The sequence below is a fragment of the Paenibacillus sp. JJ1683 genome, assembly GCF_053006485.1.
Window position 1 is genome coordinate 1715488 of sequence record NZ_CM129820.1, and the last position, 25668, is coordinate 1741155.

Genomic DNA, 25668 nt, shown 5'->3' on the forward strand with positions numbered 1-25668 from the left:
TATCTTTCACTATCCTATGTACAAGGATAGTGAAGATAAGCGTTTTTGTGCGGAAGAGTGGATACTACAATATCTTTAATCATTTTTCTATTATGGTTAATATATTTGGGATTTGCTACGTTTCCCATCGCTTCATATACATGATCTCAGCCTGTGGGTCTGCCATTTGGATGGCCGCCTTAAAGCGCTGCAAATCCAAAAGATGAACACTGTAAATGATGACCATTTGTTCTTTTTTATCTGATTCGCTTTTAATCTTGCCCTTTATCTGGGCGGCAGAACCTTCAATAGGTGTGCTGTGTAAACGCAACCTGCGATATATGGCATCTTCGACAGTTGGCTGTTTTTTGCTGACAACACAGACCATGCGTCTCAGACCAGTAAACATCAGCCGAGTCGTTTCATAGGCAGCGAGACAGGATAAGGCGGAATAGAGGGCTGGCTCCCAGCCTAACACAAAACCAGCCGTAATGAGCAGCAGGCCATTACACAACATTACGATCTGTATTAACGGAATTTTCCGATGAATTAGCAACAAAGTGGATGGACGGCCATCGTCAGATTCGCTGAGTCCTAATGAATCAAGCAACCCCCCGTGACGAGCTGTCAGCGCTGCGCCAAGTCCAATACAGATTCCGCCTCCCAAAGCGCATACGACCGGATGGCCGCTCACTGCCGGAAAAGGCGAGAGAATGATGGCTGAGCCTGAAAAGGCAAACAAGCCGGGGAGTGCGCGAAGCAGCATGGGTTTGTGAGTAGACAAAGAATACAGCAGCATTAGTGGCAAGTTCAAAACGAATAGCAGTAACCCAAAATGCTCCTGTGTATAAAGCGACATGAGTCTGGAGATTCCCGTAACGCCTCCAGCGATCATATCATGCGGATGTAAAAACAATTCCAGACCGACGGATGCCGTAATTCCGCCAATTACCGTATAAAAGACAGGGAACCTGCTCGCATCTCCTGAAGCGGGCTTCACAAGCCGCCTCATAAAGTTTCGGCATGTTTTACAGCGTGCGGCATAGCCTTCCCTCCTATGGATTGTCGTATCCAGCTTTTACAGTTACGCCGATTTGCTTTCTTCCTTTCGTAAGCGAGGGTCCTTAAATTTGAATATTTTGTTTAGCATATTAAAGATAGGCTTTGACTGCTTTGTCAGAAGCGGTCCAAGAATGGCCAATATGAGTACATAGATGGCTGCAAAAGGTTGAACAATATCAAGCAAACCGCCTTCTTTACCCAAATTGGCCATGATGATCGAAAATTCGCCTCGCGCCACAATAGTCAAACCGATATTTGCGGATGCTTTGGGAGATAGGGACGCTGTACGCCCAGCCAGCATACCCGCCCAAATGTTACCAAATAGTGTGAGAAGGACTGCTGCCAGCGCAAGCCATATGGCGTTACCTCCTAGGGACAGCGGATCAATGGACAGTCCGAAACTGAAGAAGAACAGGGCACCAAAGAAATCGCGGAAAGGAACAATTAAATGCTCAATCCGTTTGGCGTGTTCCGTTTCGGCCAGTACCAGACCGACCAACAGGGCTCCAATAGCTTCTGCTACATGGATCGTTTCTGAAAAACCAGCCACCAGAAACAGTGAGCCAAAAACAACGAGTCCGAATACCTCATTGGAGCGGATACGGAGAATCCGATTTAGCAGAGGGACGGCCTTTCGACCGATAATAATAACTGCAAGCATAAAGCCAAGTGCGATGAGTGCCGATAGCAGTACACCCCCGAGCGAGGAAGAGTCGCTAAGAACCAATCCGGAGAGGATGGAGATGTAGACGGCGAGGAAAACATCCTCAAACATAATAATACCTAAAATCATTTCTGTTTCAGCATTAGCGGTACGCTTGAGATCGACTAGCACCTTGGCTGCAATCGCACTGGATGATATTGTCGTAATTCCGGCAATAACTAGTGTCTCGGCTACAGGAAAGCCGCTCAGGAAGCCGAGAGCCAGCCCCAGTGTAAAATTGATGCCAATATAAATGGTACCGCCCACAGCAATGGAACGACCTGATTTAATCAACCGACCTACTGAGAACTCCAGCCCTAGGTAGAAGAGAAGAAACAGCACTCCGATTCTCCCCATAAAATCAATAAACGGGGCGCTTTCGATAAACCGAAAATCAAAATGCCATAGCTCCATCGCATGAGGTCCAACTGCCATTCCGATCAGAATATAAAAAGGGATGACCGAGAAGCGCAGTTTGGAGGATATCAGCCCCGCTGCAGCGATTAGAGCAATAGCCAATCCAACCTCAAATACCAGATGATCCATCCAATCACCCGCTTCCGTTCATAAGGATTTGTTTAAAGCGTTTCTGCTGGTCACGTTCTCCAACAACAACTACAGTGGCATCATCGCTAATAATCACTTCAGGGCCAGGATTTACATATTTTTTTCCCTTTTTCTCCACAATGGCAATAACCGTGGCACCCGAATTTTGCCTTACATCGAGCTCCCCAATGGATTTGCCTACACTTGCATAGTGGGATTCCACTCTGTACCATTCGATAATAAAATCGTCAAATGTCATCTCTACACTTTCGAGCTGCTTGGGCTTATAAGTCATACCACCGATGATGGAGGCTACTAATCGTGCTTCCTGATCATTCAGGGTCGTCATAGAAATGCTTTGTTCCAGATCCTCGTAATCAAAGTGATATAGCTCACGTCTGCCATCATCATGAATAATAATGACAATTCGGTCGCCACTCTCCGCATCAATTCGATACTTAATTCCGATTCCTGGCAAAATAGACTCTCGAATATCCATTTATAATGCCTCCTGTATAATACGTTTATTTAAGTGAATGATATGGGAAATAAATCACATACTTTGGAAGTGATATGAAAAAATAGATTGCATTAAATTTTAGATAAAAATGGAAAATTAAATTTTACGCAGTAGATGAATAGGAAAAGTTAGCAAAGAGACATGCAAATATGGTGATATGCATGCTAAAAGGAGGTTAAGCCACATAACTAGAGGTAAATTTGATGGGGAACAAAAACAATTGCTTCTTTAGCTTACAGATGACAGGAATAAAAGGCAGACGTAGCTTAGGAATGCTCATTATCAGCACAAGCGCTATCAGAATGACAAAGGGAAGTGATTTAGCCGCAGCGATTACCAGATGCAGTAATGGGGAGGATTTGCGCACCGCTGGTTTGGAATGATGTTCCAGACCGTGAGAATCCGTTTCTAACGAAGTAACATCAGCATGAAGCATAAGTGCAGATCCCGAAGTAAACTGAAGGGATTGAGTGGTATCTTCCGCGTGAAACGTCACAGGAAGGGACAAAATCTGAACGAGGCTCAATATGACGATCATGAATGTGCGCAGCATGTTCAGCATCGTTGACATCTTATCCCCTCCCTCTTGTGAAAAATTCATATCACTATAACCTTAACATACCCCACCCTAAATATTCAAACGTCTTTCAGTTTTTACCTAAACACGGTAATTGTTTATAACACGCTTAACGTCTCTTTGAAACCAGATCACCTCTTTTGCATATGTCTTTTTGTTTCCAGTCGTTCACTTCGTATAACCCTTCAGAGGCCGCCATATACTGAAAGCAGTGATCGAAAGGAGTGAGCCAATGGAACTGTTTACAGTGTGGACCAATACAGACGGAGATCAAGAAACCGACCGTTTTTACGAAGTGGTCAAAAGTAGAACCAAGGGACTACATATGTCACGGCGCGGATTTCGATTCACTTTCAGACAGCTGGACAACAAAGTGGCATGGACCTGCAAGGGCACTGAAAGCAATTCAGCGTTTGAAAGCTTTCTTCCCTGTGTATACAGCATCATGTCTTCGGCAATAGCGGATTATATTATCGAAGTCAGGGAGTGGGGGATTCTCGATCATATTCTCAACAAAGCCTGCTCGTTGCTGGAGAAAGAGGACGTTGAACAAATTCGTAGCATGATTCGCTCACTGTTAAATGATGATGGTCCCCGAGGACGTTTAAAGCGCCATGGTAAGCTGACCACCCTCTTGGAAAAGGACTTTAAGGAGCTTCGTGTAATCAATTTGGAAGGGCTTATTCAATTCAGACTGCATGCGTACAAAAAAGAGCTTGAAGAAATTGTTGACTATGCGATGGAAGAATTCTGGGCAGATCGGCAATACGAAGAATTTATGGGGCTGCTTAAATATTTTGTGTTTTTTCAGGAGAGCAAAGTTCCACTCGTGCATGTACTTCACCAAGGCGGGCATGATTTTATCATTCTCGATAGTGCCATGGTGCCCATACCGACTCCTGATGCAGATGATATTATTGTGGAAATGCCCGGTATTGAACTGGAGATGGAGGTAGAGGATCGAATCGTCAGCACTCTTATTTCGATATCTCCTGCTTCCATTATATTGCACACAGACGATGAGCACACCCCTATTGTGCGGACGCTTCTGCATATTTTTGAAGACAAAGTGAAGCTGAGCAGACTTTATCCGGGGCAGGATGTTCAAAAATAATTAATAGTCCGTATAAACTCATGGATTTCTGGAAAGCCTTTGCCTCAAGGGGAGGTTTTTTATGAGATCCATGTTGGTATGGAAACGGGTTTTGGGAACCATGTTAATCGCAATCTGTCTGGTATTATCCGGCAATGAGGTTTACGGTCACAAAGAACCGGTCCAGCATAAGAAATGGCAATCCGCACCTGTTATAGCTCCACGCGAAGAGCAGGTTATTACGACCATGACGGTCACGGCAACAGGTTATACAGCAGGGTATGAATCCACTGGCAAACGGCCGAATCATCCCGGTTACGGTATTACGTATTCCGGTGTAAAAGTGCGTCGTGACAAAAATACACTGTCCACGATTGCGGCTGATCCGAAGATGTTTCCTTTGGGCAGCATATTGTACATTCCAGGTTACGGTTACGGGATTGTAGCAGATACAGGTTCAGCGATTAAGGGCAATAAAATTGACTTGTATTTTAAAACAATCCGGCAGGTGTATTCTGAATGGGGCAAGAAAGATGTGGATGTTCAAATCATAAAAAAAGGAAACGGCAAGTGTACCGAAAAAATGATAAAATCGCTGCAAAAGGCGATAGAAACGCATAAGACCATTCCGCCCGAGACACTGGATGCTTCCATATAATCCTTGAATATTGTTTTTCCTGACTTCACATACTATGTTTCGGGATGAGCTTATCCCGCAAACCATACTGGGAGGTCGAGGAATATGCCAAATCAAGGCGGTAGTTCTTTCATGAACAAAGGCTTCAAAGCAAACACAGGAAATCAGTTCAAAGCGGAATTTGCACAAGACGATACGGTAGGCGTTGTTTCTCAAAAGGTGAAGCAGTCTGAACAAAATAAAATTCAAGACAACTTCCAAACACCAAATGAGAAGTATGATGAAGAATTTGCAACAGATCAAGGCGGTACAAGTGCAGTAGCGCAAAAAGTTCAAAACTCTAGTCGCAGCAAAATTCAAAGCAATGCACAAACACCGAACGAAAAGTTCGACGAGAACTTTAACACAAAATAAAAAGCATACTCAACGCGAAATGCTCCGGATTGAATTCCGGGGCATTTCGCGTTGAGTAAAAGTGGCTAGATACAATAGGTCTGAGGTTTTATCTCCTTTTTAATTTTTTTTAAGGTGGAATTAAGGTTTAAAGTGCAAAATAAAGTCAGCTAAACAACACCACCTTGAAGCATAGGGTTTGGGAGGAGATATACAATGGACGAATTTAAAAATAATAATTCCGGGCGCCGGAACGACAATGATCAGGTTGATAACGATAAAACAACTCGGCCAAACGATTCAAATGGTTCCTCATATTACTATTCCTATGGCCCTTTCTCCTCAGTGCAGTCGGACGGACAACGCAGAGAAGGGCAGTCGGTGGAGAACGTTGAGATTACGCCACCGCAGGCAGTGAGACCGCTTCCTTCCTCTTATCAACGTGCTATGCCTGAGCAACAGGATGGTTCTGGTCGGAATAGCGGCAACTGGCAATTTAAACCGAATAAGCCCAAATCCCAGGTAAAAACGATTTTGTTATCTTTTTTAGCCGGAATGCTGGTCATTACGGTATTGATGTATACAGCTGACCGAACCAATATGTTCACACCGGAGACAGCGTTGACTTCGGCGGCAGCTGAAAGCGGAGAAACGACGAATTCGGGAACCACTAACTCGTCTCCAAGCGCAGTTCCGGCTGTTATGCCTTCAGGTACGGCTGATGTTCAATCTGTTGTAGCCAAGGCTGGCCCGGCGGTCGTCAAAATTGAAACACTTGCCAAGCAATCTAGTGCTGGAAGCGGCAGACAAAGCAGCCCTTATTACAATGACCCGCTGTATCAATACTTTTTCGGTAACCAGTATGGGGATAGTGGCAGCAGCGGCAATAGTAATGAAAATGAAGGCAGCAACAGTGGACAGCTGACTCCGCTGGGTATTGGTTCCGGTTTTATTTTTGATAAATCGGGTTACGTCCTGACTAACAACCATGTTGTGGAAGGCGCGAGTGTGGTACAGGTTACAGTAGAGGGAACCAACAAGCCTTACGAAGCCAAAGTCTTGGGCAAAAATGCAGATCTAGATTTGGCAGTTCTTAAAATTGAAGGCAAAAATAACTTCCCAACCGTAACCTTGGGAGACTCCGATAACGCTAAAGTCGGCGAGTGGATGGTTGCAATCGGTAACCCAGAAGGCTTTGAGCATTCGGTAACAGCCGGTGTGCTAAGCGCGAAAGAACGTACCATCACCATTAATAGTGAGTCAACTGGAAAACCGACGCAATACAAGCATCTCATTCAGACGGATGCCTCCATTAATCCTGGTAACTCTGGCGGACCGTTGTTAAATCTGCAAGGGCAGGTTATCGGTATGAACGTAGCTGTTAGTGCAGATGCACAGGGGATCGGGTTTGCAATTCCGTCCAATACGATTTTGGAAGTCGTCGATAAGCTGAAAAATAACCAGCCTATTCCAAAAGAACCTGTACCTTTCATTGGTGCAAGTCTGTTGAACTTGAGCCCTGAAGTAGCCAAGGAATTGGGTACATCTCTGACCGAAGGCTCGGTTGTTCGGGATATTATATACAAATCACCAGCTTATCAGGCCGATCTACGTCCTTATGATGTAATTATCGGAGCTAATGGCACGCCTTATAGCACATCACAGGAGTTAATTCAATTCATTCAAAAACAAAAAGTGGGTACAGCACTTACGCTTAACATCGAACGAGCCGGGCAGAAAAAAGATATTCAGCTGAAAATAGGCAACAAAAATGACTTTAGCTCGACTCTTCAGCAGTAAGAGAATAACTCTAGAATTGAACACGAACGTAAGAAACGGAAGGAAAACGACCCTTCCGTTTCTTGCTGCATGGGGTGGCAAGATGCTACACGCGTTTACTCCTGCTACAATAGAGGGAAAAGAAGAAGAGATAAAGGAGTTTGATCGTGTATGCGTTCTACTATTCTGATCATTGATGATGATGAAAAAATTGTATCCATGCTGCGTAGAGGGCTGGCTTTTGAAGGATATGAAGTGCTGACAGCCGCCAATGGAGCAGAGGGATTAAATAAAATGCTAACAGCTGAGCCTGATTTGGTCGTGCTCGATGTAATGATGCCGCAGGTCGATGGTTTTGAGGTTTGCCGTCGTATGCGGGAGGGAGGAAGCACGGTACCTGTCCTGATGCTTACAGCTAAGGATGAGGTGGAGAACCGGGTGAAGGGTCTGGACCTGGGGGCTGATGATTATCTCGTAAAGCCGTTTGCTCTGGAGGAGCTGCTGGCACGCGTACGAGCGCTTTTGCGGCGTAAAACTGAACAGCAGGACAATAATGGGAATCGGCTTACCTTCGAGGATTTACAACTGGATAACGAATCACGTGAAGTAGTTCGTGGTGGCAAACGCTTGGAACTGACGGCCAAAGAATTTGAACTACTCCATCTGTTCATGCAAAACCCAAAACGCGTTCTGTCGCGTGATCTGATTATGGATAAAATTTGGGGCTATGACTATAGCGGAGAATCGAATGTGCTGGAAGTATATATTGCCATGTTGCGACAAAAAACGGAGCAGGATGGTGGCAAACGGCTTATTCGTACCATTCGGGGAGCTGGCTATATTTTAAGAGGTGATGTGTAATATGTCTATTCGGTGGCGGCTGACAGCTTGGTATTCGAGCATCTTGGCTATAGTGCTTGTCATTTTTGGTCTGGCTATTTACGGACTAGTATATTACTACACATATAATGAAGTGAAAAGTCAGCTTATGACTCAGGCGCCACAAATTAACAAGCAATTACGCCTTATTATAAAAGGGGGATTGTTTGAGGTCCCTAATCTGGATTTGGGATTGGAGCAGGGGCGTGGAATAGATGACTCACAGCTCTATGTTCAAATTTACAATTATACGTCCGGTGTAACCAAAACGACCCAAAATATGAAAGACCTCAGTATCACCTTCCCTGTTCCGTCTACAGCGGCAGGAGCAGTTCAAAATGAGGGGATTCGGCGTGTGAACGTAAATGGTGATTCCTTTATGATTATTCAACAGCCGATCAAATCCGAGGAGTTGGGCTTGGTGGTCGGGCTGCTACAGGTAGGGCAATTCACGGGCTCTCAGGACCGACTTATGAACAGGTTACAAAATGTGCTTGTGTACGGTTCACTATTTGCCTTACTCGCTGCTGCGACCTCTGGTCTCTTCCTGGCTCGTAAATCTATGAAGCCGCTGGTTAAGGTCATTGAGGGGGCCAATCAAATTCAATCCAGTAATGATTTGAGTGTTCGGATTGAATATGACGGTCCGCCAGATGAAATTGGACAATTGATCGGGACGGTTAACAACATGCTGGGGCGTACAGAAGTGTTCTACAAGGAACTTGAAGATGCATATGGTGCGCAGCGCCGGTTTGTGGCCGATGCTTCCCATGAACTGCGCACACCCTTGACGACGATTCGTGGCAACGTTGATTTTCTGCTCAAAATGTGGACTACCGAACCGGACGAGCGACCGAATATGGATGAAGCCATGATTCGCGAGCTTTCCATGGAGGCGCTGAATGACATGGCGGATGAAGGCAAGCGAATGAGTCGCTTGGTGAGCGATATGTTGTCACTCGCAAGAGCGGACACGGGGAAAACATTCGATAAAATGCCTGTTGCGCTGGAGCCGCTCGTAAACGAGGTTGCTCGTCGTGCTCAGTTTTTGGAGCGAACGGCCGAATGGAATGTGGGCGACTTTTCGTTGTTGAATGGTATTTATATGGACGGAAGCAAAGATTATTTGCAGCAAATGCTATTCATATTCATTGATAATGCTTTTAAATATACACCTGAAGGCACAGTCCGATTTGATGCGATTGTTTATCAGGGACAGGTGGGGCTACGGATCAGTGATACAGGTATTGGTATGGACAAAAGTGAGGTTCCCTTTATTTTTGACCGGTTTTACCGGGCAGATGAGTCACGCGGCGTGACAGAGGGAATTGGCTTGGGATTATCTATTGCCAAGTGGATTATTGATGAACATCAGGGGTCTGTGGAAGTGGTTACGCGCCAAGGAGAAGGAACGACCTTTGTCATTTGGCTTCCAGTCAGCTTTTCCGCGCCTTTGGAATAGGCTATAATAGGAGGGGAACTACATCATAGAATTGGCCGGTAGAGGCATAAAAGCCCACAGCTGTCCAGTTATTGGGGCTGTATACTGTGTCGAAGAAAGTGGGGGCTATTTTTGGAGGTACTCAGAATTTCGCCCCGGGGTTACTGCTACGGCGTAGTCGATGCCATGGTATTGGCTCGTCAGGCAGCCAGAAATTTGGACTTACCCCGGCCTATTTATATACTAGGCATGATTGTTCATAACAGTCATGTCACCAATTCCTTCGAAGACGAAGGGATCATTACATTGGACGGACCGAACCGCATGGAGATTTTAAGCCAGGTAGAGAGTGGTACTGTCATTTTCACTGCTCATGGCGTATCACCAGAGGTTCGCAAGCTGGCACGAGATAAAGGATTGACTACGGTTGACGCAACCTGCCCTGACGTCACGAAGACACATGATCTGATTCGGGAGAAGTCTGCCGAAGGCTACCAGATTATTTATATTGGCAAAAAGAATCATCCAGAGCCAGAGGGAGCTATCGGTATTGCTCCTGACCATGTTCATCTGATTGAAAAGGAAGAAGAGATTGACAGTCTTACACTGTCAGCAGACAAAATCCTGATTACGAATCAGACGACCATGAGTCAATGGGACATCAAGCACATTATGAAGAAGCTGCTGGAAAAATACCCAGGTGCCGAGATACACAATGAAATCTGTTTGGCGACGCAGGTACGTCAGGAAGCGGTAGCTGAGCAGGCAGGACAGGCGGATCTGGTAATCGTGGTCGGTGACCCGCGAAGCAACAATTCCAACCGATTGGCTCAGGTGTCAGAGGAAATAGCTGGTACTACGGCTTATCGTATTTCTGATATAACCGAGCTGAAGAGGGAGTGGCTTAAGGGCGTAGCCAAAGTAGCTGTGACCTCCGGGGCTTCAACACCTACACTGATTACCAAAGAGGTCATTACGTATTTGGAACAGTATGATGCGGATAACCCGGAAACATGGGAGATTCGGAGAACCATTGATATGAAAAAACTGCTGCCTCCTGTACGAGAAAAGTCAAAAACGACGAAATAGTATGTCATTGATTACAGCCGTTATTCGGATACAAACATCCGGGTAGCGGCTTTTTTCAAATTGTTTAAGTACCGATATTATTCAATTAGATCAGCTTCACTAAGTCAAAAAATAGAACTATTCGGGATAATTAAGCCTTGACGAGGCAAGTTAAAACAGGTATAGTTGCTTTAACGAATAAAAGCTTAAAAGCGAACAAGCGTCTAAGTGTCATAACATTATTCTATGTGGATAATAAAATATGGTTTATAGAGAGGAAGAAAAAAATGATCGTTATCGCTGGTGTTCAAACACCTGAAGAACATATTCAAGCTATTGTTGAAGTGATTGAAAAAGAAGGATTGCAGGCTCATGTATCCCGAGGATCGGATCGTACGATTATCGGACTGATTGGTAGCGTAGAGCCGAAGCTGGCAGAACATCTACGCCAAATGAAGGGTGTAGAAAATGTAGTTAAAATTTCGAAGTCCTACAAATTGGCCAGCCGTGATTTTCATCCGGAAAATACGGTGATCTCCATCAAAGGTGTAAATATCGGCGGCGGCGAGCTTGTCGTTATGGGGGGACCATGTGCTGTTGAGTCTGCTGCACAGATCGATGAAATTGCCGGATTGGTCAAAGCTGCAGGCGCGCAAGTCCTTCGTGGAGGTGCTTTTAAGCCGCGTACAGGGCCATACAGCTTCCAAGGAACGGGTGTAGAAGGTTTAATCATGATGGCTGAGGCGGGGCAGAAGCACGATCTCTTGACCATCACAGAGGTCATGACACCTGAGTACGTAGACATCTGCGCGGAATATGCCGATATTCTGCAAGTAGGTACACGTAATATGCAAAACTTTGATTTGCTGCGCAAGCTGGGTACTTGCGGCAAGCCAGTATTGCTCAAGCGCGGTTTCAGCTCAACTTATGATGAGTTTTTGAATGCTGCCGAGTACATCTTGGCAGGCGGCAACCCGAACGTTATGTTATGTGAGCGCGGTATCCGTACATTCGAAACCTACACTAGAAATACGCTCGACTTGTCCGCGATCCCTGTTTTGCAGCAGTTGAGCCATTTGCCGGTCATTTCCGATCCTAGCCATGGCACAGGTAGACGTGAACTGGTTGTTCCTATGACGAAGGCTTCGGTAGCGGCGGGAGCGGATGGTTTAATTATTGAAATGCATACAGACCCTGACAACTCGATGACGGGTGATGGTGTACAGTCCCTATTCCCGGATCAATTTGCAGATTTACTAAAAGACTTGGAATTGTTGGCTCCTGCAATTGGAAAAACATTCCACACACCTAGTGCTGTATCTTAAAACTAATTATTAACATTAATGCATAAAAGTTTTGCCGCAATGCAGTAAATAAGAGTAAAATCACCTAAAAGCCCGATGTTTCGGGCTTTTTGTATTGTTCAAATGTTATCAAGGGCGTAAGCATATCTAACATTAGTTTAAAAAATACCTTACATAGCTATTGACCCGTGTCATGTTTGAGATTTATAATGACGACAGAAAAAAACATTCGATCATGAACATTTCAGGGTTGTATAAGACTTAATGTTCGGAAAAATTGGGAGGAAGAAGACATGTCCGTTGAAAACGTATTGAAAACAATTCAGGAAAATAATATTGAGTGGGTAGATTTTCGTTTTGTAGATTTGTCTGGTCGTGCTCACCATATTTCATTGCCAGCTTCCGAAGTAGATGAAGAAACATTTGTTAACGGTGTTGCTTTCGACGGTTCTTCCATTCCCGGCTATCGTGGCATTGAGGAATCCGACATGGTTATGCTGCCCGATCCAGAAGCGGTTTTTATCGACCCTTTCACTCAGCATCCTACACTGAATATCCTGTGTGATATTGCTACGCCAGACGGCGAAAAATATGACCGTGATCCTCGTGGTATTGCCAAAAAAGCTGAGGAATTTCTGCAATCCGCAGGAGTGGGTACAGCGGCATTCTTTGCACCTGAATCTGAATTTTTCATCTTTGATGATGTTCGCTACGAAAGTGGCATGAACAGCTCCTCCTTCTTCGTAGATTCCGAGGAAGCAGCTTGGAACACGAACCGTAAGGAAGAAGGCGGCAACCTGGCCTTTAAAGTGGGTGTGAAGGGCGGCTATGTACCGGTAGCACCAGTAGACACCCAGCAAGACATTCGTAGTGAAATGTGCCGTTTGCTTGAAGAAGCAGGTCTGAGAATTGAGCGCCATCACCATGAGGTGGCTACGGCAGGCCAAGCGGAAATCAACTTCCGTTTTGATACACTCAAGAAAACAGCAGACAACCTGCTCGTTTATAAATACATTGTACACAACACAGCGCGTCAATATGGTAAAGTGGCAACATTCATGCCGAAACCGATTTTCGGGGACAACGGAAGCGGTATGCACGTTCACCAATCTATTTTCGATGGCGACACTCCTTTGTTCTACGAAAAAGGTGGTTATGCTAATCTGAGCGAAATGGCTCTTCATTACATTGGCGGTATTCTGTACCATGCACCTGCGTTGATCGCTTTGACCAACCCAAGCACCAACTCGTTCAAACGTCTCGTTCCTGGCTACGAAGCGCCGGTTAACCTGGTATTCTCCAAAGGTAACCGTTCTGCGGCTGTACGTATTCCAGTAGCGGCTGTAACGCCTAAAGGCTGTCGAATCGAGTTCCGTACACCAGACTCCACAGCTAACCCATACCTTGCTTTCTCAGCAATGCTGATGGCGGGTCTGGATGGCATCAAGCGCAAACTGAACCCAGTCGAATTGGGCTATGGTCCACTCGACACTAACATCTATGAGCTGTCTGACGCTGAAAAAGGCAAAATCCGCAGTGTACCTGGTACACTAGATGAAGCTCTGGACGCTCTGGAAGCCGATTACGAATTCCTGACTGAAGGCGGCGTATTTACGAAGGACTTTATCGATAACTATGTAGAGTTCAAACGTTCTGAAGCTAAATCAGTGAACATCCGTGTTCATCCACATGAATACAGCTTGTATTTTGACTGCTAATACTACATTGATAGCATAGCAGATTTGAATAACACTCATTAGCCTGCGGGGAATAGTTGTTGTTCAAGATAGGTCTCCGGTCTTATGCCGGAGACCTTTTACCATTATGATAAATACTACAAAATGAAGATGTTAAATATATTAACATTCACAGCTTTGTCACATCATAAAGGAAATCGGAAACATTTTTATACAAGTATTGAACGCATTTATGAATACTGCTATCATAGCGATAATATCCACACCAGAGTAGAGAAGGGATGGGAAATTGTTGAGTAAGAGAGCCTACAATTTTAATGCAGGACCAGCGGCATTGCCGCTCAAAGTACTGGAACGTGTACAAGCTGAATTCGTAGATTTCCAGGGGACAGGGATGTCCATCATGGAAATGTCTCACCGTGGAGCCGTGTATGAATCTGTCCATAATGAAGCGCAGGAACGTCTGCTATCTCTGCTGGGCAATCCACAAGGCTACAAGGTGTTGTTCTTGCAAGGGGGCGCAAGCACGCAGTTTGCCATGCTGCCTTTAAATTTCTTAGGCGAAGGACAGATCGGAAGCTATGTAATGACAGGCAGCTGGTCGGACAAGGCATATAAAGAAGCTAAGCTATTGGGCAAGGCTCACATTGCCGCCTCCTCCGCTGATGAGAAATTCATGCGTCTTCCGAATGTGGATTCCTTGGACTTGCCTGAGAATACTGCATATGTGCATATGACGTCCAATGAGACGATTGAAGGTACACAATTTAAGCAATTCCCGGATACGGGTTCCGTACCGCTGATTGTGGACATGTCCAGTGATATTTTTTGCAAGCCTTTTGATGTTACTCAATTTGGATTGATTTATGCTGGTGCGCAAAAAAATCTGGGACCTTCTGGTGTAACGGTCGTGGTTGCCCGTGAAGAGCTACTGGCTTCCTCACCAGGCAATATTCCTACGATGCTGCGTTACAGTACTTATGAAAAGAATAACTCTCTCTACAATACTCCCCCATCCTTTGCCATATACATGGTGAATGAAGTGCTCAAATGGATCCAGGAGGAAGGCGGTTTAGAAGGCATCGAGCGTGTGAATCAGCAGAAAGCTGATCTGCTATACGACCGTATTGACAGAAGCGAAGGCTTCTATCGTGGTTGTGTGGACAGCGCTGATCGTTCTATTATGAACGTAACCTTCCGCCTTGCGAATGAGGATCTGGAAAAACAATTTATTAAAGAATCCGAACATGCGGGTTTCATCGGATTGAAGGGGCATCGCAGTGTTGGAGGGCTTCGCGCCTCAATCTACAATGCGGTTCCACTGGAGAACTGTCAAGCATTAGCCGAGTTTATGGATGGATTTAAGCAACGTAACAGTTGATTATACAGACATATATTTCGATACACGATATTTGATATCGAAAAAGTAAAAATAAAGCCTTCCCTGAATGTGTATAGGGGAAGGCTTTTAGTGGTGTAGGGAAATTGATATTTTTTTGTCGTTTGATGTCTATATCCCTCTGATTTTGTTAAAATGAAGAAAGTGTATGTTTTCAGTATACACATTTTAGTTAGACTTTAGGTTATTTGTCTAATGAATTTAATAATGAAAGGAACGAAAAACTGATGCCATTACATATTGTGCTTGTCGAGCCGGAAATTCCAGCTAACACAGGGAATATTGCCAGAACGTGTGCTGCAACCGGAACTCATCTGCATCTGGTTAAGCCCCTGGGCTTCCGTACCGATGATGCTACGTTAAAACGGGCTGGGCTTGATTATTGGTATGCTGTTCACATTGAGTATCACGATTCTTTTGCTGAAGTACAAGAGAAATATCAAGAAGGTCGCTTTTTTTATGCGACGACAAAGGCAAAACAGCAGTATAGTGATATTGAATTTCAGGATGGAGACTTTTTGGTGTTTGGTAAAGAAACGAAAGGTTTGCCTCCTGAACTGTTAGCTGCTAATCCTGATACATGTATCAAGATGCCTATGTCAGATAAAGTAAGATCTCTAAACTTGTCGAATTCCGCTGCGATTATCGTATATGAAGCGCTGAGACAATTGGATTTTCCAGGTTTATCGTAAAGAACATCAATCGATCAAGTATAAATGCGAATAAAGAACCAGGACCTTAGTTGCTGATAAAAGTTGCACTATTATTGCTCGAAAGTACATGACAGTAGAGCTTAAATAAAGGATATATGGTCATAAATTTGCGGAAATTCTCTGTGAAGGCTAATGATAATTGGCTTTCCGGTCGATAAAAATATTATAGACATTCTGTACCATACTTTGATATGGTTCATGATTTTATGAAAAAATGTAATAAAATTTCCTGTGATCAGCAGGATTCGACAAAAAGACAGCGAATACTACATAAAGAATAGTGTCTTTGTACCTAGTTTTTCGCCTGGAAAGAAAATTGCAAGCTAATACTCAATAGGAGAGGTGTACGATCACGATGAAACCTGCCGGTGTGGTACGTAAAGTTGATCAGTTGGGGAGAATAGTTCTGCCTAAGTCATTGCGTAAAAGATATCAAATGAATGAGGGAGATCCTGTCGAAATTTTGGTTCAGGGCGACCATATTATTTTGGAGCGTTATCGTCCAAAATGTGTATTCTGCGGCTCAATAGAACAAGTGAACGATTTCAAAGAACGTTATATTTGTGCTCAATGCCTGACAGAAATGACACAGTACTCCTCCTAAATGAGGCAAAAGCATCACGACATTCGTTCGTGATGCTTTTTTTCGGATAGAGCTATGCCTGAACAGCATATATTTAATTGGATGGTAAACTACACTACACCTAACTATTTATAGAACAAAAAATGAGTAGGGACTGGACGCAAATTACCATCTGACGGTTTGTTTACGATTCGGCCGTTTAGTATAAGGGACGATGAACCGCCGCCGTCCAAATTATAAGCATCTTGAACACCCAGATTGAACATCTTCCCTTGGAGTTCTTCGAGCGTTGCACCTGAACCCCCGCTTTCATTGTAGCCGTCTACGACAATAATGAGCAACTGATCATCTTTATAGTTGCCAATGACCGTACGTGGAGCCCGCTTGGGAGAGACTTTCCATTTGTCAGGAATAGGCACTTTTTGTCCCCTTTGCAACAGAACGGGAACAAAGGTAGCTCCAAAGGCAGGTTTCAAGCTGTCAAGAGCACTTTGATTGTAAAATTTGCCCCCAATAAGCTTGCCATCGTTACTCAATCCGACGAATGACAAGTCCTTAAAACTCGACTGAAAGCCAGTAAGGTAGCGGCCGTTCAAGACAGTAGTGCTTAATGGATAGCGTTTGCCATCTCCATCGGCAAAGCCGCCTGCGTTGATGCCTGCAATGGCTCCGTGTCTCAAGACTGCACGCATGGTCGTTTCTGAGCCACCCAATTTGTCATTTCCCAAAGACATTTTCATTGCCGTAGGATCTTTAAGTTTGACTTTCATAGCGTATCCGTGATAAATTCCCGGGTTTACTTTAAACAATTCAATGGTAATCCGGTTGCTATCTACCTGGTAGTAGGGAACCCCCAGTTTGGCAGTGATGCGCCGATTATAGATAACCGCGGGTCGCTTGGACTGCGCAGAGGCAGTCACGACAAGCTGATTCATCGTTTGGGTCGTTTGTTTGTAGAGCTCAGACGTCCGGCGAATCGTAGATAAGGTATACGTTGCTGTTTGCTTGGCTTCATCAAGCTGCTTGCCTACTGATTGCGTTTGTAAAGTAATTTCGGCTTTTTGCAGACTTGGAGATGTAGATTCAGGAAAGCTCAAAGGGGGATGCACTAACAAAATACACCCTAACAAACCGATAAAAGGAGCAAGGGCCAACATAAAGAACCGGTTTACTAGCTTTGCATCTACATTCATTTTAGCAAGTCCATTTTTTTCTGAAGTGTATTGAGCTGCTGCTTGACTTCATTTAATTGGGTATACAGTTTATTGCTATTATCGGTCTTATTATTGGCATTATCCTTTGTAAAGGTCAGTAGTTCGTTGAAGGACTGAACCTTGCCCTGTAATCCGCTAACTTCCTTGGAAAGTGCAGTCAGTTGCTTTTCATAGTCGGATTTGAGTACTTGAATCTGTTGGTCTGTATGGGTTTGCATTTCGTTTAGCATTTGCTGCTTTAAGTGATTGCTATACAGATAGGTTGCGAGAGCACCTAGTATAATAAGAAGAAACCAAAATAGCAGAAAAGTCTTTACGGGCAACCCCTTTCTTGAATTGCTCCGCCGGGCTTCGGCAGGAGGACGTTCAGGTGAAGCTTGCATGTGATTTTCAACTCCCGTGTAAATTCAAATTTCCAGTCTTTATTTGCAGTACCAATTCTATCATGGGCCTATTTATTTCGCAAAAGCGAAATAGTCATATAAAAATATTGGAAAAAGAGATTGCATCGGAAGGAAGTCCTAGGATACAATTTCCTTAAATCGTTTTCGCTTCCTATACGTTCACATTTACGCAATTTCTACATAAGCACTCTCTAGTTTTGTGATTACTTTCGCTAAATATGTATTTTTTTGTAAATCAGGAGGTTTAGATATGAGAAAAGTATGGCAGGTGGTCATCATAGATATCCATCCTACAAGTATGCTGGGAACAAAGCTTATTTTGGAAGACCAGCAGGATTTGCTTGTTAGAGGGATGTCTTCCTCCGGCACAGAAGGCCTGGAGCTGGTTTGCTCCATTCGCCCGGAAATTATTTTAATGGACTATAGGTTGCCTGAAGGAACGGCGGAACCGTTTTTGACACAAATGCGGGTCTTGTCTCCGGACAGCCATATTGTTATTATGACGGATGAGGACAATATTACGTTGTTCCAGCAGTTAATCTCGCTTGGCGCAAATGGAATGCTATCCAAGCAGGCATCACCGAGCCAGTTAATTCACCTGATCAACGGTTTGCGCGAAGGATTTGCTTCATTACCAATGGATTGGATTCGTTGTGGAAACTGGCCATTTATGCCGTTAATGGCTTCTGAGCCTTTTGACGAATTGACGCAAACCGAAGTTTTTATTATGGAACGTATTGTACAAGGAATTACATATGACAAAATTGCTATTGAGATCGAAGTTAGCCGGCGCTCCATTGATAATTATTTACGTAAAATTTATGCGAAATTAGGTGTGTCCAGCCGGGCGCAGGCGATTGAACGTTATGCCTTATATGCGCGTCAGATGAAGCAGTTATATGCTTGACGCGTCAGCCCGGAGATCATGACTATTTTTCAGGAGAAGGAGGATGTTCATGCAATATTCCTTTGCTTCACGAACGGCTGCGATGTTGGCTTCTCCAGTGCGTCATATCCGGGAAAATGCGAGAAGACATTCCTTTATATCTTTGGCTGAAGAATTGCCTGCACAAGAGCTGTTTCCGGTGAAACTGTTGGAAGAAGCAGCTCATGATGTGTTTGGCTCCGGCCCTGACGCCCTCCAGTATGGTGAACCGGAGGGCTATTTTCCGTTGCGGGCATGGCTTGCGGGAGAGTGGGAGCAGCGTAAAGGAGTAAGAGTACCGCCAGGTCAAATTCTTCTCACCACAGGCAGCCAGCAGGCCATTGACTTGATCGTAAGGCTGATGGTGGATGAACGTGATCCGGTATTGGTCGAGAACCCGACATCCCCTGGGTGTTTACAGGTACTATCTATGCAAGGGGCGCAGGTCGTTCCTGTAGAATCGGATGGGGAGGGCGTTATTCCCGATAAGCTTGAAGCTTTAATGATCCGTTATCGCCCCAAGCTTTTTTTTGCTACGCCAACGTTTACGAATCCGACAGGCGCCTTATGGAGCGCGGCTAGACGGCAGGAAATTTTGGACCTCTGTAGGCGTCATGAGGTGTTGGTCGTTGAGGACGATTCTTACGGTGAATTGCATTTTAAGCAAAAACACGAAACCCATGATAAGAGTCCACATGCCCAGAGCCGAAAGTTTGCAGAGGCTTACCCCTCACTATTCGCACTGGATCATGCGGGTCAGGGAGGTCAAGTGCTATATATCGGTTCATTTAATAAAACAGTTGCCCCTGCACTGCGAACTGGCTGGGCGGCTGGTCCTGCGCCGCTGATCGAAGGGATGTACGCCTTGAAGCAGCTGGCTGACGTGCAATCCAGTACGATGAACCAACGGCTGCTGTTCCAATTGCTGACCAATTCGCGTTTTCAATGGCATGAGCACTTGGCAATGTTGAACAAGGAATATTCAACTCGGCTCCAATTACTCTTAGAGCTGCTGAAGCGTCCGTTTTGGAAAGACGTGACGTATCATATTCCATCTGGTGGGATGTATGTGTGGGTGAAATTGCCCGCTGGGCTGGACAGCGCCTTGCTGCTCAAAGCGGCGCTACCCAAGGGCGTAGCCTTTATGCCAGGTGCGTTGTGTGCGGTTGGCGATGAAGGTGCGGCCCATATTCGCCTTAACTTTAGCCACCCGGGTCGAGAACAACTGCTTATGGGCATGAATTTAATCGGTGAGACGATCGGTGAATTCACAGCGCGAAGCTAGTAATAATCACTATCCGGGGTCAGTCATCCTCTGCCGTCATTCCAGACGCCGCTTCAATGCCCTGTTGCTGCAGTACTTCTGCATACTCGCTCAGAGCGGCTTCACCGAACGGAGTCAGCCGATAACGCCCGCGGGCTACACGTTCAAACCAACCGTAGTAGTTGCGCTGGAGTACGGCAGCAGCGTCGCTGACGGCTGCTGTGCGGGCGAGCTGCGCCGGGGCGGCTTCCCCCAAACCCTGTAAAGCAGCGGCTACGCGCAGCGCTTTTTCCCGGTAGGCGGTGACCAGCTTGCGCCGGGTGCTCCCGCCGACATTGTGGTCACCGCTGCGTGCGTGAAATTCCCGCAGCAGCTTTTCCTTGCGCGAGCCGCGGCGAACGGTGGTCGTTTTGTGAACATCATCACTAGATGCCACGGGCTTACACAGCACCTCAACGAGCGGAGGCTTTGTTTTAAAATGCGTGACGGTGAGCAAGCCAAGCCCCAACTGGCGGCACAGTCCGACCAGCTCACTCCAGCGTTGATTCACCGCCCCTTTTTTGGCACGATTCCGTTCTACAGCCACATATACATTGCTGCTTAGCTTCAAGCGCTGCATGCCTTGCAGTACCAGCGCCAGGTTAAACGTCTTTTTTATCTCCACAATTAGAGGCGCTTGCTGCCCTGGCTTGATCCCCATCAAATCGCAGTTGCGCACTTCTCCTTTGACTTCATATCCCAAATTTTCAAAAAAGGCTTTGACCGGAGCGTACAGCTCCGTCTCATGCCGAACCGCCATGGATTCTCCCGCTCCTTTATCCCATTATTCCGAGCTTATATTGTACCATAATGCGTCAGGTCCGCGTTGTTGTTGTCTATTTTAGCATAGTGAATCCCTTTATTTTTGGAAAAAGCCTAGAGACCTGTCACAAAAAAATAGGTCAATTCTGAAATCAATCTGCATAGGTATGTATTACACTTTTTTTAAGAGGATCTCATTATATCCTGAAAGGCGTGACGAGTGTAGCCATAATCATCAAGAGTGGAGGATAGTCATTACGCAGTCATGGGAGGAACCGAGCATGAATATTTTTGACCGCCTTGCGGAGTACCGAGCGGAGAACAACCGCTTGGCCTGGAACGGCACTTTTAGAGAGTATATCGAGATACTCAAGAAAGACCCGACACCGGCGATGACCGCTCATGCACGGGTTTACAAAATGATTGAATCTTTTGGTGTAGAAGAGGTTGGGGGACATAAGCGATATAAGTTTTTTGAGCAGGAGATTTTTGGGCTGGATCGTGCACTGGAGAAGTTGGTGGAGGAGTACTTCCATTCCTCAGCCAGGCGGCTCGATGTCCGCAAGCGTATCCTTCTTTTGATGGGACCTGTTAGCGGAGGGAAATCAACACTGGTCACTTTGCTAAAGCGTGGTCTGGAGAAGTTTTCGAGAACAGATCAGGGAGCCGTGTATGCCATAGAAGGCTGCCCTATGCACGAAGATCCCCTTCATCTTATTCCTCATGAGTTGCGTCCCGAATTCGAAAAGGAATTGGGTGTGCGCATTGAAGGTAATTTGTGCCCATCCTGCCAAATGAGATTACGTACGGAATTTGATGGTGATATTGAAAAGGTTCGCGTGGAGCGGGTATTTATATCGGAAGAAAACCGGATCGGCATAGGTACGTTCAGTCCTTCTGATCCGAAGTCACAGGATATTGCCGATTTGACAGGCAGCATCGACTTTTCCACCATTACAGAGTATGGTTCGGAATCGGATCCACGCGCCTATCGATTTGACGGAGAGCTGAATAAAGCGAATCGCGGACTGATGGAATTTCAGGAAATGCTGAAGTGCGATGAGAAATTTTTGTGGAATTTACTGTCTCTGACCCAGGAAGGAAATTTCAAGGCCGGACGGTTTGCGCTCATCAGTGCAGATGAATTGATCGTAGCTCACACCAATGAATCGGAGTATAAAAGCTTTATTGCGAATAAAAAGAACGAGGCGTTGCAATCGCGGATGATTGTAATGCCAATTCCCTATAATCTGAAAGTTTCCGAGGAAGAAAAGATTTATGCCAAGCTCATTGAGCAAAGTGACATGCGTCATATTCACATCGCTCCTCATGCGCTGCGAACGGCTGCCATTTTCTCTGTACTCACCCGGTTGAAAGAAACCAAGAAGCAGGGGATGGATCTGGTTAAAAAGATGCGCATGTATGATGGTGAGGAGGTCGAAGGCTATAAGGAGGCCGATCTGAAGGAGATGCAACATGAGTTTCTGGAAGAAGGCATGTCCGGTGTAGACCCAAGGTACGTCATTAATCGTATTTCCAGTGCGCTGATTAAGCAAAATGTGGAGTCCATCAATGCTCTGGATATTTTACGAGCCATTAAGGATGGTTTAGACCAGCACGCTTCTATCACAAAGGAAGAGCGGGAGCGGTATCTGAATTTCATTTCCGTGGCTCGTAAGGAATATGATGAATTGGCGAAAAAAGAAGTACAAAAGGCCTTTGTGTACTCTTTCGAAGAATCAGCCAAGACGCTGTTTGATAACTATTTGGATAACATCGAGGCTTTTTGCAATTGGGCGAAAATCCGCGATCCGCTCACAGATGAGGAGCTCGACCCGGATGAGCGGCTTATGCGCTCCATCGAGGAGCAAATCGGGGTGTCGGAAAATGCGAAAAAGGCATTCCGTGAGGAAATATTAATCCGTATTTCTGCCTATTCCCGCAAGGGGCGAAAGTTTGAGTATCATCATCATGATCGGCTGCGAGAAGCCATTGAAAAGAAGCTGTTCGCCGATTTGAAGGATATTGTGAAGATCACAACTTCAACCAAAACGCCTGATGCTAATCAGCTCAAACGGATGAATGAGGTGATTAAGCGGCTGATTGAGGAGCATGGCTACACTGGAGCCAGCGCCAACGATCTATTGAGGTATGTAGGCAGCCTCCTGAATCGGTAAGGGGAAATAAACAATTGTGTAATGAGGCTATGGATTGAAATGGATGGTGAAGAGAATCCGGCAGGCACAGAGCGTTTGAGGTGCTGACGGGTTCTTTTTTTGTATGAATAGAGAGTTGGATTTATATGTTTTTCTGAAATTAATATGTAAACAATCACAATCAATCTTCTGCTTTTTTAACATTTTCTAAAAAGTTGCCGATAAATATGGTAATGTAAAATCTATGTAAACTATTATTTGGAGGAACTTATGATTCATGTCGCTGAGAGTAGATTAAAACAGATACAATACATTGGTATTACTGATGGCGATTTGGCTTTATTGCATCATTATCAGGGGTTATTCCAATCTATTGTAAATGAGGTAGTGGATCGTTTTTATAAGCATGTAGAAAAGGTTCCCCATCTCATGTCAATTATCTCTAAATGGTCGAATATTGAGCGACTAAAGCAAACACAACGTGAATACTGGCTTTCTCTCGCAGATGGGAAAATAGATGATCAGTTTATCGAGCACCGCCTTTTTGTGGGGCAGGTACATTCCCGGATTGGATTATCTTCCGATTATTATTTGGGTACGTACATTGCTTATCTGGATATTGCAGTAGACATTTTAAAGCGTTCGGGGATAGAGGATTGGTATTCTATTGTGCACGCTCTTTCCAAAATGTTCAATCTGGATTCCCAACTTGTGCTGGAAGCTTATCAGGAAAAGGAAAAGGAACAAGTTAACGAGCTAGCCGATGAACAAACGCAGATGCTGACTGTGGTGTCCCGAATTGCACAAAATTTGACGGGGATGATTGCCGAACTTAGGGAAAATACCGATAATATCGCGGAGAGTGCCTGCAACACTGCTTCTTCACAGGAACATACAGAGGAACTGGTACTGCAATTGAGCGATGAGATTAAGCATATTGAACAGATGAGCAGTACCATTCGAGAATTGTCCGATCAGACTCATTTGCTGGGACTGAATGCGGCAATTGAGGCAGCCCATGCACAAGAAGCAGGGCGTGGATTTCAAGTGGTGGCGCAGGAAGTGCGAAAGCTGGCATCTAATTCAAAGCAAGCACAGGAGCAAATTCAGCGCAAGGTGCTGGATATTGCCCGTATGCTTGACAGTGTGCAATCCGAAACCGCTGCCACAACAGCCAGTGCCCGGCAACAGGCCTCCAGCTCGGAAGAATTGGCTTCATTCACAAAGCTGATTGAAAACATGGTGAAGGAATTGGAAATGTTGCAGCACTCCTCGGAATTGCTGGAGGTGTGAGATGTAGCTTGAGCAGTATATCCTGGGGAACTGGAAGTTTTCGGGGCGTTAGCTGGCTGGATACTGGCAAAGCGGCGATCTTCCTGTTGGCAGTCCAGTCAACACAACAGAGGCAACAGAGGAAGTGCATATTCCTATGAAAGAATGACCGAATTTTTGAAACAAGGAATTAGAGGAAGCTTTTTTTCCAATCCATATGAGCCGCAAGTACTCTTTTCCATAACTCGTCCCGTTCCTGGTGGCTGTAGTTAACGAGCGGCTCACCAAATACATCAGCCAATACTTCCAGCCACTGCGATTTCTTATCCAGCTCTATTTTTTCCAAACCGTTTAGCCCGCGTTTTTTCCACATACATCCTCTGAGTTCATTCGCTTCTAATGCTTGCCTTTGCCGAATTAGAAACAGGTTAAACCATGGAGATTCCACGGAGCGGCTATAGAAATGATGTTTCGGCTTAAATTCTTCCAAATCCTGAACAACCGTAGGGGCAAAATCAACGCCAACAAATGAAGCGAGCGGGTCATGTTCTAAACGCCAACCTTTAGTAACAACTTCAGATTCCATAACTTTATAACGAAGAGGGGCTTGTTCATAAGTCCCCATAAGGAGTGGAAGAGGCTCATATGGCATATCGCCCAGTCCGACATCTACAATCCATACTTCATCTTCTTGCTGCTCATTTAGCAAGTTCACTGTTAGTCCAAGATGAAATGAATTAATGCGTGGCTCAGCTCCTAAAGGTTGTACCCCAGCATGATGCAAAGAAACTTTGTACCCTAGCGAATGTAGCAGCGCACTAAAGGCACCATTCAGATGAAAACAATAACCACTTCTCCCATGTAGAATGAGCTGAACGGATTCTTGAAAACCAATGGCAGCCGGCTTTCTTGCAAAAATGTCCAACGTTTGCCATGAAAGATTTTTTACATGTGCCTTATGCAACTCCACTAAATAGGATGGGGTAGGAGGCTGAACTTCGGAAATTCCAATTCTGTTCAAATAAGCCTTTATTTCTTCTTTTGTCATGGTGTACATGTGCAGTCACCTCTATTGTTAGTTTGCCAAATTCTCTTCTCGAAACAAATGAGCATTGAGTCTTAGCATCATTGTAAAAGGGGTACGTGCTGTGTACAATGCTATAAATTTATGGCTGTACCGGTACAATCAGCAAATCAATTCGTTTAGTAACATGTCGATTTCCCGTAGATGGCTGTCAGAACACAAAAAAACAGACCTG

The 25668-nt window shown here is 45.1% G+C and carries 24 protein-coding genes; 16 read left to right on the forward strand and 8 right to left on the reverse strand.

The features are described from left to right. Nucleotides 1-115 precede the first annotated feature (115 nt). The 4 genes from ACUC6J_RS07390 to ACUC6J_RS07405 all read right to left on the reverse strand — a co-directional run bounded on the left by ACUC6J_RS07390 (nucleotide 116) and on the right by ACUC6J_RS07405 (nucleotide 3381). On the reverse strand, nucleotides 116-979 hold the full coding sequence (locus ACUC6J_RS07390; RefSeq protein ID WP_017426652.1) for a YitT family protein: 864 nt from the start codon (nucleotides 977-979) through the stop codon (nucleotides 116-118). 84 nt (nucleotides 980-1063) lie between these two features. Beyond that, complete coding sequence (locus tag ACUC6J_RS07395) at nucleotides 1064-2290, reverse strand: cation:proton antiporter (protein ID WP_017426653.1); 1227 nt, start codon at nucleotides 2288-2290, stop codon at nucleotides 1064-1066. A gap of 4 nt (nucleotides 2291-2294) precedes the next feature. Beyond that, nucleotides 2295-2789 carry a cation:proton antiporter regulatory subunit gene (locus ACUC6J_RS07400; RefSeq protein WP_017426654.1) on the reverse strand — a complete coding sequence of 165 codons (495 nt, stop codon included), beginning with the start codon at nucleotides 2787-2789 and terminating at the stop codon, nucleotides 2295-2297. Nucleotides 2790-2985: 196 nt separating this feature from the next. Continuing rightward, nucleotides 2986-3381 (reverse strand): hypothetical protein, encoded by a 396-nt coding sequence (locus tag ACUC6J_RS07405; protein WP_290409018.1) that lies wholly within the window; start codon nucleotides 3379-3381, stop codon nucleotides 2986-2988. 238 nt (nucleotides 3382-3619) lie between these two features. Here ACUC6J_RS07405 and ACUC6J_RS07410 point away from each other — a divergent pair, with 238 nt between their 5' ends. The 12 genes from ACUC6J_RS07410 (at nucleotide 3620) to ACUC6J_RS07465 (ending at nucleotide 16394) form a co-directional block, all read left to right on the forward strand. Further along, complete coding sequence (locus ACUC6J_RS07410; RefSeq protein WP_016820511.1) at nucleotides 3620-4501, forward strand: putative sporulation protein YtxC; 882 nt, start codon at nucleotides 3620-3622, stop codon at nucleotides 4499-4501. Nucleotides 4502-4562: 61 nt separating this feature from the next. Then, nucleotides 4563-5138 (forward strand): 3D domain-containing protein, encoded by a 576-nt coding sequence (locus tag ACUC6J_RS07415; RefSeq protein WP_016820510.1) that lies wholly within the window; start codon nucleotides 4563-4565, stop codon nucleotides 5136-5138. An 84-nt stretch (nucleotides 5139-5222) separates the two neighbouring features. Further along, the gene (locus tag ACUC6J_RS07420; RefSeq protein ID WP_016820509.1) at nucleotides 5223-5531 is read left to right on the forward strand and encodes a hypothetical protein; all 309 of its coding nucleotides are present in this window, start codon (nucleotides 5223-5225) and stop codon (nucleotides 5529-5531) included. A 195-nt stretch (nucleotides 5532-5726) separates the two neighbouring features. Next, on the forward strand, nucleotides 5727-7310 hold the full coding sequence (locus tag ACUC6J_RS07425; RefSeq protein WP_017426655.1) for a S1C family serine protease: 1584 nt from the start codon (nucleotides 5727-5729) through the stop codon (nucleotides 7308-7310). A gap of 150 nt (nucleotides 7311-7460) precedes the next feature. Next, a complete protein-coding gene (locus ACUC6J_RS07430) occupies nucleotides 7461-8150 on the forward strand; it encodes a response regulator transcription factor (RefSeq protein WP_016820507.1) in 690 nt (229 codons plus the stop codon). 1 nt (nucleotide 8151) lies between these two features. Continuing rightward, a complete protein-coding gene (locus ACUC6J_RS07435; protein ID WP_016820506.1) occupies nucleotides 8152-9630 on the forward strand; it encodes a sensor histidine kinase in 1479 nt (492 codons plus the stop codon). A 111-nt stretch (nucleotides 9631-9741) separates the two neighbouring features. Continuing rightward, a complete protein-coding gene (locus ACUC6J_RS07440; RefSeq protein WP_117290173.1) occupies nucleotides 9742-10698 on the forward strand; it encodes a 4-hydroxy-3-methylbut-2-enyl diphosphate reductase in 957 nt (318 codons plus the stop codon). 266 nt (nucleotides 10699-10964) lie between these two features. After that, nucleotides 10965-12002: a 3-deoxy-7-phosphoheptulonate synthase gene (gene aroF, locus ACUC6J_RS07445; RefSeq protein ID WP_017426658.1), complete on the forward strand. Its 1038-nt coding sequence runs from the start codon at nucleotides 10965-10967 to the stop codon at nucleotides 12000-12002. 272 nt (nucleotides 12003-12274) lie between these two features. Beyond that, nucleotides 12275-13699, forward strand: coding sequence for a type I glutamate--ammonia ligase (gene glnA, locus ACUC6J_RS07450; RefSeq protein ID WP_016820503.1), 1425 nt, complete (start codon nucleotides 12275-12277; stop codon nucleotides 13697-13699). Nucleotides 13700-13967: 268 nt separating this feature from the next. Next, nucleotides 13968-15059 carry a 3-phosphoserine/phosphohydroxythreonine transaminase gene (gene serC / locus ACUC6J_RS07455; RefSeq protein ID WP_117290174.1) on the forward strand — a complete coding sequence of 364 codons (1092 nt, stop codon included), beginning with the start codon at nucleotides 13968-13970 and terminating at the stop codon, nucleotides 15057-15059. 245 nt (nucleotides 15060-15304) lie between these two features. After that, nucleotides 15305-15769 carry a tRNA (uridine(34)/cytosine(34)/5-carboxymethylaminomethyluridine(34)-2'-O)-methyltransferase TrmL gene (trmL, locus tag ACUC6J_RS07460; RefSeq protein WP_017426659.1) on the forward strand — a complete coding sequence of 155 codons (465 nt, stop codon included), beginning with the start codon at nucleotides 15305-15307 and terminating at the stop codon, nucleotides 15767-15769. A gap of 376 nt (nucleotides 15770-16145) precedes the next feature. Beyond that, complete coding sequence (locus tag ACUC6J_RS07465) at nucleotides 16146-16394, forward strand: AbrB/MazE/SpoVT family DNA-binding domain-containing protein (protein ID WP_014599574.1); 249 nt, start codon at nucleotides 16146-16148, stop codon at nucleotides 16392-16394. 104 nt (nucleotides 16395-16498) lie between these two features. Here the strand turns inward: ACUC6J_RS07465 and ACUC6J_RS07470 are convergent, their stop codons facing one another. Together ACUC6J_RS07470 and ACUC6J_RS07475 are read right to left on the reverse strand one after the other, a co-directional pair. Then, nucleotides 16499-17566, reverse strand: a complete 1068-nt coding sequence (locus ACUC6J_RS07470) for a phosphodiester glycosidase family protein (RefSeq protein ID WP_016820500.1) — start codon at nucleotides 17564-17566, stop codon at nucleotides 16499-16501. Further along, complete coding sequence (locus ACUC6J_RS07475) at nucleotides 17563-17970, reverse strand: hypothetical protein (protein ID WP_016820499.1); 408 nt, start codon at nucleotides 17968-17970, stop codon at nucleotides 17563-17565. Before ACUC6J_RS07475 ends, ACUC6J_RS07470 begins: the two co-directional genes overlap by 4 nt. A gap of 271 nt (nucleotides 17971-18241) precedes the next feature. Here ACUC6J_RS07475 and ACUC6J_RS07480 point away from each other — a divergent pair, with 271 nt between their 5' ends. Together ACUC6J_RS07480 and ACUC6J_RS07485 are read left to right on the forward strand one after the other, a co-directional pair. Further along, the gene (locus ACUC6J_RS07480) at nucleotides 18242-18898 is read left to right on the forward strand and encodes a response regulator transcription factor (protein WP_016820498.1); all 657 of its coding nucleotides are present in this window, start codon (nucleotides 18242-18244) and stop codon (nucleotides 18896-18898) included. 49 nt (nucleotides 18899-18947) lie between these two features. Further along, on the forward strand, nucleotides 18948-20201 hold the full coding sequence (locus ACUC6J_RS07485; protein ID WP_016820497.1) for an aminotransferase-like domain-containing protein: 1254 nt from the start codon (nucleotides 18948-18950) through the stop codon (nucleotides 20199-20201). A 19-nt stretch (nucleotides 20202-20220) separates the two neighbouring features. Here the strand turns inward: ACUC6J_RS07485 and ACUC6J_RS07490 are convergent, their stop codons facing one another. Then, nucleotides 20221-20979 carry a DUF2161 domain-containing phosphodiesterase gene (locus ACUC6J_RS07490; RefSeq protein ID WP_447249992.1) on the reverse strand — a complete coding sequence of 253 codons (759 nt, stop codon included), beginning with the start codon at nucleotides 20977-20979 and terminating at the stop codon, nucleotides 20221-20223. Nucleotides 20980-21262: 283 nt separating this feature from the next. On the opposite strand from ACUC6J_RS07490, the gene ACUC6J_RS07495 reads away from it, so the two are divergent. Both ACUC6J_RS07495 and ACUC6J_RS07500 read left to right on the forward strand, forming a co-directional pair. After that, nucleotides 21263-23158 (forward strand): PrkA family serine protein kinase, encoded by a 1896-nt coding sequence (locus ACUC6J_RS07495; RefSeq protein WP_013370145.1) that lies wholly within the window; start codon nucleotides 21263-21265, stop codon nucleotides 23156-23158. A 249-nt stretch (nucleotides 23159-23407) separates the two neighbouring features. After that, complete coding sequence (locus ACUC6J_RS07500) at nucleotides 23408-24430, forward strand: protoglobin domain-containing protein (protein ID WP_447249993.1); 1023 nt, start codon at nucleotides 23408-23410, stop codon at nucleotides 24428-24430. Between the two features lie 169 nt (nucleotides 24431-24599). On the opposite strand, the gene ACUC6J_RS07505 is transcribed toward ACUC6J_RS07500, so the two are convergent. Continuing rightward, entirely contained in the window at nucleotides 24600-25466 is an 867-nt protein-coding gene (locus ACUC6J_RS07505) for an arylamine N-acetyltransferase family protein (RefSeq protein WP_447249994.1), read from the reverse strand. Nucleotides 25467-25668: the final 202 nt, after the last annotated feature.